We start from the raw sequence: 17,321 nt of genomic DNA, 5'->3' as shown, positions 1-17,321 counted from the left end.
CCGCCCGCCATCTCAGGATGTCCGCCGTTCGGATGGGACGCCTAACAGCAGCCGCTCAGGCGGGATGCCCGCGAGCGGCCGTTCCCGCGAGACGGCGGTCCCGACGCCAACTCCCAGAGCGCCTGTGCGAGGCCGCTCACCGTCACAACCCGCCCGCCCTCACATGCCGCCCGCTGTCACAGGGTGTTCGCGTGGGCGACGGTGCCCAGCCAGCGGGCGCTGGGCTTGATCGTCCGTGTGAACGTCTCGCGGTCCACCCCCACCAGCCCGAAGGTCGCCTCGTACGAGCCCCACTCGTAGTTGCCCAGCAGCGACCAGTGCAGGTAGCCGCGAACGTCGATCCCCTCGGCCAGCGCGCCGTGCAGCCCGGCGAGCGCCGCCCGCGTGTACTCCACCCGCTCGTCGTCATCCGACGTGGCGATGCCGTTCTCGGTCACCAGGATCGGCACGCCGGGCACCCGCTCGGCCGTGTACCGCACGGCGTTGCCGAGCGCGTCCGGGTAGAACTCCCAGCCGGTGAGCGTGCGGCGGGCGTCCTCGGGGACCGGCAGCGCGCCGTCCGGCCCGATCCGCACCCGTGTGTACGCCTGCACACCCACGAAGTCGTCCCCCTTGGCCACCTCCAGGAACTGGTCCTCACGCGACCACGCCCAGGTGTCGCGTTCGTCCGCGGCGCCGCCTGCGTCCTCGAAGTTCTGGTTGGCGATGGTCCAGCCCGATCTGAGCCCGGCCGCGCCCAATTCCTCCCTGGCCGCCCGGTGCGCGGCGGCGAGCGCGTCGGCCACCTGCTGGTCGGGAGGCGGCAGCGCGCCCGCCACGCCCCCTTCCCGCCGTCCTTGCTTGAGGACGTTCGCCATCATCGCCAGCATGTTGGGCTCGTTGACCGTACACACCCAGGGGACGCCGTCCAGGATCGGCAGCACCGCCCGTACGTACCGGCGGAAGCGGGCCACCGCCTGCTCCGACAGCCACCCACCGGCCCGCTGGAACCACAGGGGGCTGGTGAAGTGATGCAGGGTCACGACGGGGGTGAGGCCGCGTTCCAGGCACCCTTCGATCATGCGGCGGTAGTGCGCGAGCTGGGCCCGCGACACCTGCCCCTCGACCGGCTCCACCCGCGCCCACTCGACACCGAACCGGTAGGCGCCGAGTCCGAGCTCGCGGACGATGTCCAGATCCTCGGGCCAGCGGTGGTAACTGTCGCACGCGTCGCCGCTGCGCTCCGGCAGCCGGGACTCCAGCTCCCACACGTCACTGGCGACGTTGTTCCCCTCGATCTGATGGGCACTGCCCGCCGCCCCCACAGGAACCCGTCCGGAAATGAAAGCCCCATCCCGCCATCCCTTGGTCTCAGAGTCCCCAAAACCTACCAGTTGGTTAGTAACCCCGCCCCCCTTCCACCACCACCTCCCGCTTTCACACCCAGCCACCATCCCTGACGCCCTCTCAACGCCACCCCACCTCAGAACCCGCCCGCCCCATGCCCCCAGGTAGCGTCGAGCCACGGCCAGGCCGAACGGCGACGCCACCCCACGGAAGCCACCCCGCTCCCAGGACCACTCCACGACGGCCCCCGCCCTCGGGACCGCCCACGCCCCCGAGCCTCAGGACCCCCACGGCGGCTTTCCTTCATGTGAACCGCCCCGCCCGTACCGCCCTCGCCCCTCCTCAGCCCGCCCTCACCCCACCCCACCCCAGTTCCGCCCCAGCCCACCCCCGCCACAGTTCCAACCCGACGCCGGCCCCAACCTCCACGCTCCCGGCCTCAGGCGACACCCCACCGACAGCAGTTCTCCGAGCGACGTCCACCACAGGCACCCCCAATTCCCCACCGCAGCCCCCCACTCACCTCCAGCCCCCGCTCCCACGCGCCAGCACCGCCTCCAGCCCACAGCCCCAGCCCTGCCCCTGCCCCTACCGCGCGGGCCGCCGCGGTCAGCGTGCGGGTGCCGGCCGGGCCCACCAGCCACGCACCCATGCGACCAGCCGCCCCAAAGGCAAATCCCCTCATCGGCGTCCAGACACCTCGAACCCCCGCCCCCCGCTCTTCCCCCTCCCCCTCCTAATCAGTGCATACAACGACATAAAGCGCTGTATCGCATTTACCACTACAAGCCATCACTACAATTCATTCCCCAACTCCGAACTGCGTGATGAAGCAATTTCCACTTCGCCTGCACCGACGCGGCGGGCTAATATTTCATCGACCCACCCTCCCCTTCCCTCCCCAAAGCGCAACGAAATCGGGTGACGATGTCGACGCAGCACGAAATAACCGCCGCCCGCCATCACATCGAACGACTGCGCGACGAACACGCCAACGACCTGACCACACTCATCCATCTGGTGGACGGCGGCGCACTCAAGGGCCCAGCCGGCGACACCCTCACCGCCGACCTGCACACCTGGGACCGCGGTTACAAAGACCTCTTCACCCGGGCACTGAGGCTGCTCGACGCGCTGCACCCGTCCGAGCCCGCCTCATGACCCCTCCCGTGGGCATCGACCCAGCCCTGATGACCCAGCTCATCAACGGCATGAAACGAGCAAGCCGCACACTCCCCGACATCGGCCTCCAAGTCGAACGAACCCTCACCACCCTCGGCATATCCCTGTGGGGGCCGGCCCACCTGTCATCCATCGGCCGCCAGTTGAACGACCGCATCCCCACCCTCCAGGGCCGCCTCGACCTCATCCTCGCCACCCCCGACCGACGCCCCGGCGAAGGCGGCGTCCTTTGGGCGGACGAATCCCCATGGCTGTCGAAATCCCCCGCAGAAGGCACGGCCGCCGCCACCGCACTGGCCACGCAACTCCGTACACAAATCGCATCCCATTCGCTCGACCCAAAATCCGTCGCCGAACTGGAACGCCACAAGAACGACCCCTTCTTCGCCGTCGCCTTCCTCACCCTGATACCGCCACGCGAACTCAAATCCCTCATCGCCCGTACATACTGCTCTGACCTCCCGCCCGGCGACCGCCCTCTCCTCTACGACACGGCCACCCAGGACCGGTTCCTCACCATGCTCAGCACCCTGCTCGGCACCGCCTCCCACGGCGTCGGCCGGATGCGCCTGGCCGCCGACTACGCCGACAGGCTGATCGAGGACATCGACCACCCCCAGGACGCGTTCGCCGTGAAGAGGCTCCTGCAGGACGGCGACTTCGACCACACCTTCCTGCTCACCCTGGTCCGCAAGCTCCACGACAAGGACCTGGCCCATCCCCCCGACCTGTCCCTCCCCCGAGACCCCTGGACGCTCCCCGGCCCCAGAGACGTCTCCCTCGGCGACCTCAGTCCCCTGGGCACCGTCCTGATCGCCCTGGCCCACCACCCCGCCGTCGCCCAGGACTTCTTCACCGACCCCGCCCGCAAACCCCTCGCCTACCTGATGCGCTCCCACCCCTGGCTCGGCGACGCCGACGCCGACCTCGGCTGGGCCATCCAGGCCGCCACCACGGAGTTCCGCGACCACGGCCTGCCGCCCGGCGGTTCACGCGGTTACAAGTCCGCCCTGATCGCCTCATGGGCGGTCCGCTTCTGGAGCGACCCCAAAGTCCAGACCAACCTCCCCTCCACCCGCCCCCACCTCGGCACCCTCCTCAGCCAATACATCGGCGACATACACCGGGATGCCCAGTCGTTCACGGACAAGAGACCGGGAGTGGAGACAGACGCCAACGCGGACAAGAACCTCCTCGGCGGCGACCCCTACGGCGCCAAGTTCAATGCCAAGAACATGCAGCAGGCCATGGCCTGGGTGTTCGAGGACGACGACGCCTTCCGGAAGGTGACCGCCGCGCACGGCCTGTACGCCGCCCGGATGCTGGACGAGCTGGCAGGCAAGATCGAAGCAGAGGTCAAGGCCGATGTCACGGCATGGCGCGAGTCGCACTCCGGCGCCACGCGGCAGCAACTGGACGCCGCACGGCAGGACATCCTCGAGGAGCGGATGAGTCGCAGCGGAGGCGCGGAGTTCGCCCGGGCGGCGCGTGGCCTCAGTGTGACAACCTGGATGATCACCGATGCGGCCAACATCTCCGGCATCGAGGAGGCGAAGGCCGAAGACGCCCGCTTCTCTGCGTTCAAGGAGATGACGGAGGCGGTAGTGGGCCTTGTCCCGGGCCCTCCCGGCAAGTTCATCGGACTGCTGGTCGACTCCGCCAAGGGAGAGATCTTCGGCAAGGTCAAGACCAACCGGGAGGAACAGGCCCGCTTGGACGCCGACGATGCGCTGGGGGCCGCCAAGCACATGTTCTCGGACCTGACCGCGGCCACCATGATGCGCCATGGCCTGTTCGGGGACGGTTCCGTACCGGCCAGGACCCATCCGTACCGTCACAAGGACTTCTCGCCGGGGGCGACCGGAGAGTTTCTGGTCAATGGGGAGATCAAGCCTTGGGACGAGATGAACTCGGACGAGCGGGAGTCTTACGACGAGTGGCTGCACCTGAACGAGACCGGCCGAGTGTTCGACCGCCCTGACACGGCCATCGAGATCGGCTTTGACAAAGCCACGGATTACCACACCGGAGGGGGATCATGAGGGTCGGTCCAGCGATTGCCTTTGCCGCGCTGTTTCTTACAGGATGCTCATCGACTGTCCCCCCGGACACCCGAGTGCTCGGAAACATCACCACCGCACCACGCGAATGCGACTTGATCTCAGCGAATGCCATCATGGTCGCGACCGGCCTCAACGAATACCACGCGTTCGGCACAAAGATGGACATGGGCCGCAGCTTCGAGTCATGCACGGTTACTGAGATGTCTGATGCGGAACATAACCAGGGTCTACTAATCGAAGTGTTCGACCCGTCGCCGGATGATGCGGAAGATCTGGAGAACACCAGACAGTCCATGAACGGGACCGATCTTCCGGGTGGTCTAGGGCCCGGTTTCGCGGCTCGGCGAAAGAACGCTCAGGATCAGAGCATTGCCTTTGTCTACGGGTGGACGGCTGACTACAAGCGTCTGCTCAGCGTGAACATCATGGAAGGGGCGCCTGGGAGGGATTCCTTGGCGGATGCGGTGGAGTTTTTTCGGCAGCTCAAGCCGATTCTGCTCACATCATCCCAATAGGGCGTCGCCTTGGGGGCCTTAGCGGTGGGAGGGTTCAGGGGTGGGAAGTCGGTCAGGTGGGGTTCGGCTGCGGATATGGATTGGCGGAGGTCGGTGAGGAAGAGGGGCGGTCGGTGGTCTAGCGGGCGGAGGGGGTCGAGATGGAGAGGGCTCCCACAGAGGTGCCGTGGCTGTTGCGTAGCGCTGCTCCGATTGCCGAGACGCCCTGTTCGGTGCCGTCGAGGTTGGGGGCGTAGCCGCCGCGGGGCGGATCTCGTCGGAGTTCGCGGAGCAGGTTGGCGCGTTCCTGGTCTGGCAGGGCCGGGTAGAGGGCGGCGAGCTGGTCGCTCGGCAGCGCGGGCAGCGGGACCTTGCCGTCGGAGGCGCGGTGGGCAGGCAGGATCGTGCCGCGGCCATCTTGGCGCCGGAGGTGCGGTCGGCGGGCAGGAATGTGTCGCGGCGGTCGCCGATGTGCGGCGGCTGCGGGGACTCGACGCTGTCCAGGAAGCGGACTTTGGTGCCGACTCTGACCATGAGGTTCACGGTCTCCTAGATACGGGCGCACAGGGCCTCCATGGCGGGCCAGACGTGGGCGCGCGGTTCGCGCAGGGCCGAGCCGCCGCCGTTGCCCGCGGCCGAGGCCGAGGCGAGGCCCCGGCAGGGACGTGGTGTGCTCGTCTTGGATGGCGAAGTCGCGGTAGACCAGCATCGCCAGCAGGCGGTGCGCGGTCGAGCGGGCGATGACGAGTTCCTTGGCGATGTCGGTGAGCTCGAGCCGTCCTTGGTCGTGCAGCATGTGGAGGAGGTGCAGTGCGTTGTTGACCGAACCCAGGGGTACGCGGGGTTGTTCTTCAGAGTAGAACGCTAGTGCAGGACGCGGAATTACTCCCTAGCGTGGGGCAGCATGAACCTCGAGGAGAGGCTGTACGCGGGCTTCGCGGGGGAGCATCTAATCCCGCTCTGGACGCAGGTGAGGAACCTGATGCCGGTACACCCCAAGTCCGGGGCCCGGCCGCACGTGTGGGGGTGGAAGACGCTCCACACGCCGACCGAGCGGACGGGTGAGCTGATCCCGGTCGGCAGGGGCGGCGAGCGGCGGGTCATCGCGCCGGTCGACCCCCGTCTGGACGGCCTCCCGTACGCGACCCCGACCCTCTGGGCGGCCATCCAGTACTTGGGCCCGCGCGAGGTCGCGCCCGAGCACCGCCGCGCCCAGCACGCCTTCCGCTTCGGCGAGGAGGGGAAAGGCGTGTGGACGGTCGTCGACGGCGACCCGGGCGCGATGCGGCGCGGCGACTTCCTGCTCACGTCCGGTCGGCACTTCCACGGCCGCCGCAGCACCACCGGCATCCCCATGGGGTGGATCGACGGGCGGGACATCCCGTTCGTGCGCCATATCGACACCGTTCTTCGGGTTCGGTCCGGAGCGGGTGGGCGACGTCTCGACGCCGGACGTGTCGCGGTCCGAGCGGTTGTGGGCGCATTCAGGCTGCGGCCGGTGGTGGCGCTCGGGGCGCGTCCCAGCTCACCGATCGCCGATCGCCGCCTGCCGCTGGGGGCATACCGTCCGGGCCCTGGACGAGCAGCTCGCGCTGGAGGACGAGGGCCATTCGGGCGTGGCCGGGTGGGGGCACGCGGCCATCCGGTTCAGCGATCCGACGATCGGTGGGGATGTCATTCCGACGATCAGGGCCGAGTTCTACCGGCTGCAGGCCGGGGCGGGGACCGTTGCACGTAGGAAGAGGTGGGGGCCTCGGTCCACCAGGGTGTCCGACGGCGGGGGCTCGGCCACGCTGGGCGGGGTGGAGCTTGTCCTGTCGCGTGGTGACCCCGTCACGGTCCTGTCACGGCGCTGGCGCGGCACGGCGCGGCACGGCACGGCGTGGTCCCGGCGTGGTGTGCGGGGGTCGTTCTGGGTGCGTACCCGATTTGAATTGTTCTGTTTCTCTGACACGCCCGTTTTCGAGGGCCTGCACCAGTACCGAGAGGAGCTCGTGTGAAGCTTGCGACGCTGCGACTGCCGCGCCGTACGGCCGCCGTTCGGATCGACGGGGAGCATGCCGTGGAGGTGGGGGCGCCCGACGTCGGGATGTTGCTGGCCGATCCGCGCTGGCGGGAGGTGGCGGCCGCGGCGGACGGTCCGCGGCATCCGCTGTCCACGGCCGACCTGGCGCCCGTGGTGCCGGTGCCAGGGAAGATCATCTGTGTCGGGCTCAACTACCGCGACCACATCCTGGAGATGGGACGGGAGCTGCCGCGGTACCCGACGGTGTTCGCGAAGTTCGCCGAGGCGCTGATCGGGCCGTACGACGACATCGAGCTGCCGGCGGTCTCGGAGGCGATGGACTGGGAGGGTGAGCTGGCCGTGATCGTCGGGGCCGAGGTGCGCGGCGCCTCGCGCGAGGAGGCCGAGGCGGCGATCGCCGGGTACTCGGTGCTCAACGACGTGACGGCCAGGGACTACCAGAACCGTACGGCGCAGTGGTTGCAGGGCAAGACGTTCGAGGGGACGACGCCGTTCGGGCCCTTCCTGGTCACGCCGGACGAGATCAACGGGGCCATGACCCTGCAGTGCGAGGTGGACGGGGAGGTCGTGCAGCAGGCGGACACGTCCGGGCTGGTATTCCCGCCGGCCGAGCTGATCGCGTACCTGTCGGAGATCCTCACCTTGCGGCCGGGCGACGTCATCACGACCGGCACGCCCGGAGGCGTGGGGCACGCCCGGAAGCCGCCCCGGTATCTGGCGGACGGCAGCAAGGTCGTCACCCGGATCGCCGGGGTGGGCGAGCTGGTGAACACGGCGCGCCGTCATGCCTGACCTGGCCTTGCTGGACACCGGCACCGCGTACTTCCTGGACCGCCTGCGCGCGGCCGGCCTCGACCGCCCTTCGGCGCTGCCGGGCTGGACGGGACGCCACGTCGCCGCGCACGTGTCCGCCAACGCGAACGCGCTGGGCCGGCTGGCGCGGTGGGCGCGCACCGGTGAGAAAGCCCTCATGTACGCCTCCGCGCGGGCGCGCGACGCCGAGATCGAGGAGCTGGCGTTGCTGCCGTCCGATGAGCTGGGCGAGCTGGTCCGGACGACGGCCGCGGAGCTGCGGGCGGTGCTCGGGGTGGGGACGGCGGGGCAGTGGGCGGCGCGGGTGCGTACCGCGCAGGGGCGGGAGGTGGCCGCCGCGGAGGTGGTGTGGATGCGGACGCGGGAGGTGTGGGTGCATGGGGCTGATCTCGGCGGCCGCTTCGAGGACTTCCCGGACGCGCTGGTGGACGGCCTGATCGAGGACGTCGTCGGGACGTGGGACGCCCGCGGCCAGGGCCCCTGGATGACGTTGCGCGCCACCGACCGCCCCGCCCTCTGGCACGTCGCCCCACCCCTGCCAGACGCCGCGGAGGCAACGGTGCAGGAGGCCAAGGCCCCGGAGGCGCAAGACCCGAAGGCACAAGACCCAGAAGCAGAGAGGCCGGAAGCGCAGGGCCCGAAGACGCAGGGCCCGAAGACAGAGGCCTCGGCGGTCGAGGGGGCGCGGGCGCATCAGGGAGCCACCGTAGGGCCGGTCGCGGCGGTGGGGCCGCCTGTGGTGGTGGGGACGGCTGCGGCGTTGGCTGCTCGGCTCACCGGGCGGGGGCAGCCTCCTGCTTCCGGCGCGCCCCCGATCGGGCGCTTGCTCTAGCTGACGCCGGGGAGGAGTTCAGGGGCGCGGTACGGCGATACGTCCACCTCGACTGGCTCTACGGCAGGTGCAGACGTGCGACGGCAGGTGGAGACGGGTGACGCAAGCGGAGACGGGTGACGCAAGCGGAGACGGGTGACGCAAGCGGAGACGGGTGACGCAAGCGGAGACGGGTGACGGCAGGTGGCGACGGGTGACGGCAGGCGAAACGTGCAGCGGCAGGCGAGACGGGGGGCGGCAGGGCGACCGGCTCTACGGAAGATGGAGGCGTTCGAGGTCCGGGGCGGCGGTTCCTGGGACGATCGCGGTCAGTACCTCGGCCGCTGCTCCTGACGTGACCGTCACCGCCTCCTCGGTGCGCAGGTAGCCGGAGGAGACGGTGGACGTCCCCACCTCCATCCCGGTCGCGGGCCACTGCAGCAGCGTGACCCGCCAGTCGCCGTCGCCGAGCACCACCGCGCCCGCCCGCCGCTCGACCACCCGCAGCGCGGGGTCGAAGTGCCACAGACTGCGCAGTGTCCCCGACGGCACCGAGTCGCGTACGGCCATCACGTCGTCGCCGTGCCCGACCAGGACGCGGCGGGTCCTGGTCACCCCGTAGGCGTCGTCGGCCAGCTCGAACACCTGACGCTCCGGGCCGAGGTCGGCGCTCAGCAGGCGGGTGGCCGTGCCGGGACGGAGGTCCCCGTCCGGGATCGGCACGTTGTGGGCCTGCGGGGTACGGGTCCAGGCGGCGTACTCGGTCCGCTCGTAGGAGTGGAACCCGGCCTCGACCAGGATGCGGCGGCCCTGGGCGCAGTAGGTGACGCCGAGGTGGTCCTCGTGGCCGTGCAGACGGCGTCCGGGGCCGAACCTGATCGAGTAGTGGGCCGAGCGCGGGTCGTCCCAGGCGGTGCGGCCGAAGACGTACCCGGCGTCGAAGACCCGTACGAGCGGGCCGTCGTGGGGGAAGCCGGGGGCGCGGGTGTCGGCCGGGCTGTCGCCGATGGGGGTCAGGCAGCCGTCGGGCTGGGTGGCGTGCGCGATGTGGCTCTCCAGGGCGGTTCTGCGGGCGGTGAGGCGGGCGGGGGGCTGGGCGCCGCTCTCGCTGATGGCGCGCAGGGCAACGCCGAGGCGGCGGTGCACGTACAGGCCGTAGCGGGGGGCCTGCTCGTGCAGGACGCCCTGGGCGTCCACGGCCAGCTCGGCCGACCCGGTCATCCTGCGTACGGCCAGGTCGCGCCACCTGGCTCGGCCGAGGCGGCAGGCGATGACCAGCAGCCCGATGTCCTGGTCCAGGCCGTGGTTGTGGCCCGCGCGGTAGAGCGCCGGGTCGGCCAGGACCTCGCCGTGCTCGGCCATGCTCTCCCACAACAACGGGGTGCGCACGTGCTCGCTCAGGCAGACCAGCACGGGGGCGCGCAGCGCGACGGCGTGCTCGGCCCACGCCCACTCGCTCACCTCGCGCCCGCCGCGCGGGTTCCGGCGGATCCACTGCGCGGCCACGTCGGCGGCGCGCTCCAGGTACGCCCGCTCGCCCTTGCGTTCGTACGCGGCGACCAGGCGGCCCGCCCAGCGCAGCGTGTGCAGGTTCAGCGCCCAGGAGCGGTTGCCGTACGGGTCGGCGGTCCAGTCGATCTCCGTGCCGAGGTCGGCGGGCGGCAGGCCGGCGAACCTGACCCGTCCGTCCATCACCTCCGCCACGTCGGCGGCGGGGAACTGGTCGCTCAGGCAGATGGCTCTGCCGGTGGTCGTGCGGGCACGCCAGAACACGTCGCGGCTCCTGATTTCGGGCGCGCTGAACTCGCCGCGCGGCGGTCACGCACCTGTCGGGGGTGGGATCAGTGCAGGTCGGGGGCCTGGTCGGTCCAGCCCGCCGTGAGGACGATCTGCGAGCCGCCCGTCCCGCCCGCGTCGGTGCTGGCGAGGACCTGCGAGGTGGCCGGGTCGATGATCAACGTTCGCCGGACGCCCGTGGGGAGCGGGTAGCTGAACGCCTCGCCGGAACGGCCGCGGGGGTCGGCACGCCGGCCCAGGTAGCGGACGTCGGGCAGGTCGGCGAGCGCCCGGTAGGCGGCGGCGCGTACGGCCGGCGGCGACGGCTTGCTCCACAGCAGGCCGCTGAGCGCGTCGGCCAGCAGGCCCGCCGAGCCGGCGGGCAACATCGCGGCCACCCGTTCCCTGAGCGCCTCGGGGTCGGCGGGCAGCTCCTGGATCTGGCGGAACGTCAGGTCGCGGCCCGCCATGCTGAACGGCGCCCGGCCCGTCACCGGCACGACCCGGCCGCGCCCCGCACAACTGTCCTCGGGGGACGAACCCGAACCCGGGGTGGAGGGCAGGGTGCAGGTCCAGGCTTGGCCGTCTCGGGTGGCCCAGAGCTCGGTCAGGCGGTCGCCGTCGTGCAGCCTGCCGATGTGCCAGTACGCGGCCTGCTGCCCGGAGGCCGCCGTACTGGCCGCCGCGAGCAGGATCGAGCGGCCCGGCACGGCGGACGGCGTGCCGGGGACCAGCATGAGTGCCACGGTGAGCGCGGCGGCCGTGGCCAGGGAGAGCGCCGACAGCCGGGCCAGGCGCCTGCGGCGGCGCGCGGCCACCACCCGCCGCCACACCCTGGCCTGGGCGTAGGGAGCGGACGCCGGATGCCCGTACAGATCGCGAACGGGCCCGAGGTCGTCGGGCGCGGGGGGCGCGTGCGGGTCGCGAACGGGCCCGAGGTCGTCGGGCGCGGGGGGCGCGTGCGGGTCGCGGGGGTCAGCCATGGGTGGCCTCCTCCAGGACGTGCGTGCCGAGCAGGCCGCGCAGCTTCCTGCGGGCCCGGCTGAGCCGCGACCCGACGGTCCCGTACGGGATGCCGAGCGCGGTGGCGATCTCGTCGTGGCTCAGCCCGGCGAGCGCGACGAGCAGCAGCACGTCGCGGTCGCGCCGGTCGAGCTCGGCCAGGGCGGCGGCCAGGTTCGGGCGCAGGCTCTGGGCGCTGACCCGCAGGGCGACGGCCTCCTCGTGGCCGGGCGCGTCGGCGTCGGGGCCGCAGCGGCCGAGCGCCCGCAGGGTGCGGGCCTCCAGCCGGCGCTGCTTGCCGATGAGGTTCGTGGCGATGCCGTAGAGCCAGGCGCGCACGCCCGCCCGCGACGGATCGTAGTGCGCGCGCTTGCGGAAGGCGGTCAGGAAGGTCTCGGCGACGATGTCCTCGGCGTGGTCGGGGCCGAGCCGACGGGCGACGTAGGCGTGGATCTCGCCGAAGTACCGGTCGAACACCTCCTCGAAGTCCTCGTCGAGCGTGCGCTCGCCGGGCGCGCGGGCGGCCCACGGCACCGCCGTCGCGATGGTCTCCCCCGTCATGTCCAGCCTCCGTGCGTCAAGTGGTCCATCTCTTATCACCCGACACGGCGGATCGCTTTCACGACGGTTCGGCACGGGCTCACCGCCGTTCAGCGCCCGCCGAGGAAACGACGGACGTCCTCGACCTCCTCCTGGACCGGGCCCCCGGGCAGTTCGTCGAACGGCTGGACGCTCACCTGCGCGCCCTTCCTGGACCACACGCCCCTGACCATCCCCCCGGCCAGCACGACCGGGCGCAGGACGCCGCCGCCGGGGAACACCTTCGCGGCGTGCTCGGGGGCCAGGACGGCGTCCCTGCCGCGCCAGCCCATCAGGTACTCGTCGAAGGCGGGCGCGAGGCGCAGCACGGGTTCGCCCGGCTCGGGCGGGTCCTGGGCGGCGCTCGTCCGCCAGGCCGCGCGGGCCTCGCCGAGCGGCAGGCCCGACCAGGCGGCCAGGTCCTCGGGGGTCGCCGGGTGGTGGGCGCGCCGGTAGCGGACGGCCAGCTCCTTCAGCGCCTTCCCGCGGTCGGGCTCGGGGACGACGGGCGCGCCGAGCCAGTCGCCCGCGTGCACGTACGTCGGTTTGCCCGCCCGGGACGGGCCGAGCACCGCCAGCCCGTGATGGGCGGCCAGCGCCATCAGGTGCACGACGCCCTGGCCCCTGGCCCGCCCGGCGAGGCGTTCCTCCAACTCGGCCTTGGTCAGCGGGCCCTGGCCCGCGAGCACTCGCCCGGCGAGCGGGAGCAGGTCGTCGCCCGTGACGCCCTCCTGGCGCAGGCGGCGCAGGGCGCCGGTTTCACCGCTGGTGAGGGTGTGGATCCAGGGGAGGTCGTCGGCGTCCACGAAGTGCAGCGTGCCGCGCGGGCCCCACGTCCTGACGATCTCGCGGGCCTGCCAGGCGGCCTCGACGCCGGACGGGGTGAGGGTGGCCGAGCGGGCGCGGAAGGCCAGCAGGGCGGAGGGCACGTCCTGGGCCTGGATCGCGGTCAGGTGCCGGACGACGTCGGCCGCGGCCAGGCCGGGCGGGCGGTGCAGGAGCTGGGCCTCGGCGCTTCTCATGGCCTGGATCATCGCAGGAGGAGGCGGTCGCGCAGGCGGGTGGGGAGGGGGGTGCGCGACCGTACGGCGCGGCGGACGGCGTCGCTGTGGTCCCATGCGTGGGCGGCGTCGGCGTCGGTGACGTCGTCGGGGGCGTACCGGACGAAGTTTGAAATTTCGGCTAACGGCCTGAGATGGGTGGTGATGTCGGGTGGCTGGCCGGTCAGGACGTCCTCGGCGGTCAGCGCCCGCCCGCCGCCCAGTCGCAGGTCGTCGCAGGTCTGGCGCCAGGCGCCGAGCACGCGTTCGCCGGGCGTCCCGCCGCCCCTCCTGGACCGCCTGCGCCACCAGGGCAGCACGGCGGCCGTCACCGCGTACGCCACCAGCAGGCCCCCGCCCACGGCGGCGGCCAGCACCCAGGGGGACGGCCCGCCGCCGGGCCGCGCGCCCTCCTCCCCGGCCTTCGGCCGCGCCGTGCCGGACCGGTCGCCGCCTCCGCGCGCGAACTCGCCCTCCAACTGCTCGCTCTCCTCGATCGCCGAGGAGACGACGTCGTGGTCGTCCTTGGCGCCGCTGCGGCCCGGCGTGGGATAGAACGGCCGCCAGCCCAGCTTGTCGAACTTGATCTCCGCCCAGGCCATGACGTGCCCCGACCTAACGTGGTAGATCCCCCCGGACGCCTGCCCCGGCCGGAAGCCCACCACCACCCGCGACGGCAGCCCGAGCGTCCTGGCCATGAGCGCGAACGTCGCCGCGAACTGCTCCGACGTGCCCCGGTGCGTGGTCCGCAGGAAGAACTCCAGGCCCTTGAGCGAGTGACCGGGCGGCGCGGTGACGTCGTAGGAGGCGCTGGTGCGCAGGTAGCTCTGCAGCCGGTACGCCTGCTTGATCGGCGCGTCCGCCCCCTTGGTCGCCTCCTGCGCGAGCCGGCGGAACAGCTCCTCCTGCGGCCCCTGCGGGAACGCGGTCAGCGCGGGGTCGTCGTGCGCCGGGGTGGCCGCGAGCAGGTCCTCCTTGGACGGCTGCGGCACTTTGGAGGTCACCTCGTAGCTGAAGCCCTTGCCGGGGCTCCCGCCCGTTCCCGCGGCGGGGTCGGCCAGCAGGGCGCCGCTGCGGGGGTCGGCGGCCAGCCCCCGTACCCCGGTGACCTCGACCGGCCGTTCGGCGGCGGGCAGCCACGTCCCCGGCAGCCCGGCGAAGGTCACCCGCTGCCGTACGACCTGCGCGGCCCCCGTCCACTCCCCCTCGGGGATCCGGCCCCCAGTGGGCTGGAAGCGGGCGCCGGAGGTCCAGCGCACGCCGTCGTAGCGGTCGAGCACGGCCAGCCGCCAGTTGAGCGGCTTGTCCGCCTTGACGGTGAACAGTTCCCTGTCGGGGATCTGCAGCCAGCCCGACACGCGGTCGAGCGGGCTCACGCTGTCCACCCGCCGGGGCGGCGGCAGCTCGGCGTCCTGTCTCGGGTCGTACGGCTGCGCCGCCATGGGCAGCAGCGGACCCACCACCAGGGCCAGGGCGGCCAGCGCGGCGGCGGCGGGCAGGCCGCCGAGCAACCGGAGCGGTGGACGGTCGTCGCGGATCAGGGCGAGGGCCGCGATCAGCACGAACAGGCCGGCGGCGACCGGCAGGTTCGAGCCCTCGCCGTCCACGCCGAGCAGCAGCGCGGCGGCGTACACGGCCAGGGCGGGGACGGCGGCGGCGATCCTGGTGCGGGTGCGGGTGAGGGTCTCGGCGCCGATGACGGCGGCGGCCCAGACGAGCGTGTGCACGAGGACGAGCAGGCGCGGCTCGGGCTGGGCGGGGAGCAACGTGGTCAGCAGCGCGTGCCAGGCGTTGGCCACGTCGGCGAGCACGCCGGGGGACAGGCCGTGGTAAAGCGGGAACGTCCCGGCGGCCCAGGCGAGGAGGTCGAGCGCGAGCGCCAGCCACAGGGGGCGGCGCGCGGTGAGCGCCGCCACCAGGGCGGGGGCGGCGGCTGCGGGGACGACGGCGAGCAGCAGGTCGCCACCGGGGAAGACCCGGTGAAACCCCCACCCGGCAACCCCGGAAACCGCTGCCACCACCACGAGCCCGACCCCCCGGCGCCACCCTGCCCCGGGCGCGGGGGTGAAGGGGGCAGGGGGTGTCATCGGGCGGTCCAGGCGAAGGGGAGGGTGGCGAGGTCGGTGAGGGGGATGACCGTGACGCCGGGGGCGGCCGCCGGCCCCGGCCCGGTGTGGACACAGATGACCCGGTCGAAGCGCCGCCGCACGCCCGCCGCCCGTCCCACCTCGGCCGCGTCACCCGTGACCAGCACCAGCGACCCGCCGCCACGCGCCACCCGCGTCATCTCCCCCACGCCCACCGGCCCGGGCCGCACGAGGGCGAGCCGGTCGAGGATCGCGTCGGGATCGGCCTTGGCGTCGGCCCCGGCCCCCTCGCCGGCCAGCACCCGCACCGGGAACCCCGCGCGGGCGGCCGCCACCGCCACGGACGCCGCCACCTCCACCGCCAGCTCCGTCAGGTCCCGCGTGTCCAGGACGACGGTCGTGGTGGGCAGGCCGGCGTCGATGAGCTGGCGGACCATCAGCGTGCCGGTCCTGGCGCTGGATCGCCAGTGGACGTGCCGCAGGTCGTCGCCCACGACGTACTCGCGCAGGGTGTGGAAGGTGACGGTGCCGCTGGGGGCGTTGTCGCTGGTGGGCCCCTCCACGTGGTGGGCCTTGCCGGACGGCGGCACGGAGAGGGGGACCGTGCGCGGGCGGACCAGGAGGGTGACGGCGTCGCCGTACCGCCGCACCCGGCGTGTGAGGCCGAACGGGTCGGCCCGCACCAGCAGCAGCGGCCCGACCGGGATCTCGCCGCGCACGTCGGTCGGCAGCGGGTACGACACCGTGCGCGCGGCGTTCCTGGGCAGCCGTGGCAGGCCGATCAGGTGCTCGGAGGCCCCGACGCGGTCCTGGACGCGCAGCCCCGACAGGCCGCGCCGGCCCCGGTTGACCACGTTCAGCACCGCGACCGCCGCCTCGCCCCGCGGCACCTTGAGCGGCGTCACCTCGCGCCGCACCTCAAGGTCGGGCGCGGGGGCCGTCCAGGCGAGCGCGGCGGCCAGCGCGAGCACGCCGCCGGTGGCCAGCACGACCGGCTCGGGGTAGCCGAACGCGAACCCCGCCGCGTAGAGCGCGGCCGAGCCCGCGAGCGTGGCCCAGCCGAGCGGCGTGAACAGGGCCGTGAGCCGCATCTACGCCGCCTGCGGCACCGGCATCCCGGCGAGGATCTCGCCGAGCGCGGACGCGGCGCCGACCTCGCGCAGTTCGGCCTCGGGCGTCAGGATCAGCCGGTGGGCCAGCACCGGGACGGCCAGCGCCTTGACGTCCTCGGGCACCACGTAGTGCCGTCCGGCGGCGGCGGCCTTGACGCGGGCGGCGCGCAGCAGCGCGAGGCTCCCCCGCGGGCTCGCGCCCAGCCGCAGGTGCGGGCTGGTGCGGGTGGCCCCGCACAACCCGACGATGTAGTCGTAGACCGGGTCGGCCACGTGGATCCGGGAGGCGAAGTCGATCATCCCGGCCACGTCCGTCGCCCGCGCCGCCACCGGCAGCCGTTCGACCTGCGGCCCGGTCGGCCCGCCCTTGAGCACCTCGACCTCCGACACGTGGTCGGGGTACCCGACGGAGATCTTCATCAGGAACCGGTCGAGCTGGGCCTCGGGCAGCGGGTACGTGCCGTCCATGTCCACCGGGTTCTGCGTGGCCACCACCAGGAACGGCCGCGGCACCGGGTGCGGCTCGGCGTCCACCGTGACGCGGCGCTCCTCCATGACCTCCAGCAGGGCCGACTGGGTCTTGGGCGAGGCCCGGTTGATCTCGTCGGCGAGCACGATGTTGGCGAACACCGGCCCCTGGTGGAACTCGAACTTCTGGTGTGCCTGGTTGAAGATCGACACGCCGGTGATGTCGCTGGGCAGCAGGTCGGGGGTGAACTGGATGCGCCGCCACTCGGCGTCCACGCTGGCGGCGATCGAGCGGGCCAGGGTGGTCTTGCCGGTGCCGGGGACGTCCTCGATGAGCAGGTGGCCCTCGGCGAACAGGCAGATCAGGGCCAGTTCGACGGCCTCGTGCTTGCCGCGGACGACGCGTTCGATGTTGCCGGCCAGGAGCTGGAACCTCTGGGCGAACTGGGCCGCCAGGGCGGCGGGCTGCTGGGGCTGGGGCTGCTGCGGGTAGGCGTGGGCGGTCTGCTCGAACTGGTCCTGGTAGTTGTACTGGGTCAACC

15 protein-coding genes are annotated in these 17,321 nt (G+C 72.4%); 6 read left to right on the top strand and 9 right to left on the bottom strand.

Going from position 1 to position 17,321, the window contains the following annotated elements; all coding sequences use genetic code 11:
- Positions 1–176: 176 nt before the first annotated feature.
- Complete coding sequence (locus ACIHAD_RS08400; RefSeq protein ID WP_397353672.1) at positions 177–1,250, bottom strand: family 1 glycosylhydrolase; 1,074 nt, start codon at positions 1,248–1,250, stop codon at positions 177–179.
- A gap of 997 nt (positions 1,251–2,247) precedes the next feature.
- Here ACIHAD_RS08400 and ACIHAD_RS08395 point away from each other — a divergent pair.
- The 3 genes from ACIHAD_RS08395 (at position 2,248) to ACIHAD_RS08385 (ending at position 5,086) form a co-directional block, all read left to right on the top strand.
- Positions 2,248–2,487: a hypothetical protein gene (locus tag ACIHAD_RS08395; RefSeq protein WP_397353671.1), complete on the top strand. Its 240-nt coding sequence runs from the start codon at positions 2,248–2,250 to the stop codon at positions 2,485–2,487.
- Positions 2,488–2,516: 29 nt separating this feature from the next.
- Complete coding sequence (locus ACIHAD_RS08390) at positions 2,517–4,550, top strand: hypothetical protein (protein WP_397353670.1); 2,034 nt, start codon at positions 2,517–2,519, stop codon at positions 4,548–4,550.
- Positions 4,551–4,624: 74 nt separating this feature from the next.
- Positions 4,625–5,086, top strand: a complete 462-nt coding sequence (locus ACIHAD_RS08385; protein WP_397353669.1) for a hypothetical protein — start codon at positions 4,625–4,627, stop codon at positions 5,084–5,086.
- A gap of 118 nt (positions 5,087–5,204) precedes the next feature.
- On the opposite strand, the gene ACIHAD_RS08380 is transcribed toward ACIHAD_RS08385, so the two are convergent.
- The gene (locus ACIHAD_RS08380; RefSeq protein WP_397353668.1) at positions 5,205–5,861 is read right to left on the bottom strand and encodes an IclR family transcriptional regulator C-terminal domain-containing protein; all 657 of its coding nucleotides are present in this window, start codon (positions 5,859–5,861) and stop codon (positions 5,205–5,207) included.
- Positions 5,862–5,969: 108 nt separating this feature from the next.
- On the opposite strand from ACIHAD_RS08380, the gene ACIHAD_RS08375 reads away from it, so the two are divergent.
- From ACIHAD_RS08375 to ACIHAD_RS08365, 3 genes are all read left to right on the top strand, one after another.
- Complete coding sequence (locus ACIHAD_RS08375; RefSeq protein ID WP_397353667.1) at positions 5,970–6,803, top strand: cupin domain-containing protein; 834 nt, start codon at positions 5,970–5,972, stop codon at positions 6,801–6,803.
- 258 nt (positions 6,804–7,061) lie between these two features.
- The gene (locus ACIHAD_RS08370; protein ID WP_397353666.1) at positions 7,062–7,883 is read left to right on the top strand and encodes a fumarylacetoacetate hydrolase family protein; all 822 of its coding nucleotides are present in this window, start codon (positions 7,062–7,064) and stop codon (positions 7,881–7,883) included.
- The gene (locus ACIHAD_RS08365) at positions 7,876–8,736 is read left to right on the top strand and encodes a maleylpyruvate isomerase N-terminal domain-containing protein (protein WP_397353665.1); all 861 of its coding nucleotides are present in this window, start codon (positions 7,876–7,878) and stop codon (positions 8,734–8,736) included. The genes ACIHAD_RS08370 and ACIHAD_RS08365 overlap by 8 nt, the downstream gene beginning before the upstream one ends.
- 252 nt (positions 8,737–8,988) lie before the next feature.
- Here ACIHAD_RS08365 and ACIHAD_RS08360 read toward each other — a convergent pair whose 3' ends face one another.
- The 7 genes from ACIHAD_RS08360 to ACIHAD_RS08330 all read right to left on the bottom strand — a co-directional run bounded on the left by ACIHAD_RS08360 (position 8,989) and on the right by ACIHAD_RS08330 (position 17,319).
- On the bottom strand, positions 8,989–10,488 hold the full coding sequence (locus ACIHAD_RS08360) for a heparinase II/III family protein (protein ID WP_397353664.1): 1,500 nt from the start codon (positions 10,486–10,488) through the stop codon (positions 8,989–8,991).
- Between the two features lie 68 nt (positions 10,489–10,556).
- Positions 10,557–11,474: a hypothetical protein gene (locus ACIHAD_RS08355; RefSeq protein WP_397353663.1), complete on the bottom strand. Its 918-nt coding sequence runs from the start codon at positions 11,472–11,474 to the stop codon at positions 10,557–10,559.
- Positions 11,467–12,054 (bottom strand): RNA polymerase sigma factor, encoded by a 588-nt coding sequence (locus ACIHAD_RS08350; protein WP_397353662.1) that lies wholly within the window; start codon positions 12,052–12,054, stop codon positions 11,467–11,469. Before ACIHAD_RS08350 ends, ACIHAD_RS08355 begins: the two co-directional genes overlap by 8 nt.
- Positions 12,055–12,143: 89 nt before the next feature.
- The gene (locus tag ACIHAD_RS08345; RefSeq protein ID WP_397353661.1) at positions 12,144–13,094 is read right to left on the bottom strand and encodes a winged helix DNA-binding domain-containing protein; all 951 of its coding nucleotides are present in this window, start codon (positions 13,092–13,094) and stop codon (positions 12,144–12,146) included.
- Between the two features lie 8 nt (positions 13,095–13,102).
- Positions 13,103–15,130, bottom strand: coding sequence for a DUF3488 and transglutaminase-like domain-containing protein (locus tag ACIHAD_RS08340; RefSeq protein WP_397353660.1), 2,028 nt, complete (start codon positions 15,128–15,130; stop codon positions 13,103–13,105).
- Positions 15,131–15,195: 65 nt separating this feature from the next.
- The gene (locus ACIHAD_RS08335; RefSeq protein ID WP_397353659.1) at positions 15,196–16,290 is read right to left on the bottom strand and encodes a DUF58 domain-containing protein; all 1,095 of its coding nucleotides are present in this window, start codon (positions 16,288–16,290) and stop codon (positions 15,196–15,198) included.
- The gene (locus ACIHAD_RS08330) at positions 16,291–17,319 is read right to left on the bottom strand and encodes an AAA family ATPase (RefSeq protein ID WP_397353658.1); all 1,029 of its coding nucleotides are present in this window, start codon (positions 17,317–17,319) and stop codon (positions 16,291–16,293) included.
- Positions 17,320–17,321 lie beyond the last annotated feature (2 nt).

The sequence above is a fragment of the Nonomuraea sp. NPDC052265 genome, from assembly GCF_044547985.1.
In the GTDB taxonomy this organism is placed as follows: Bacteria; Actinomycetota; Actinomycetes; order Streptosporangiales; family Streptosporangiaceae; genus Nonomuraea.
Note: the sequence above shows the minus strand (reverse complement) of the source record. Positions and strands in the feature narration are given on the sequence as shown.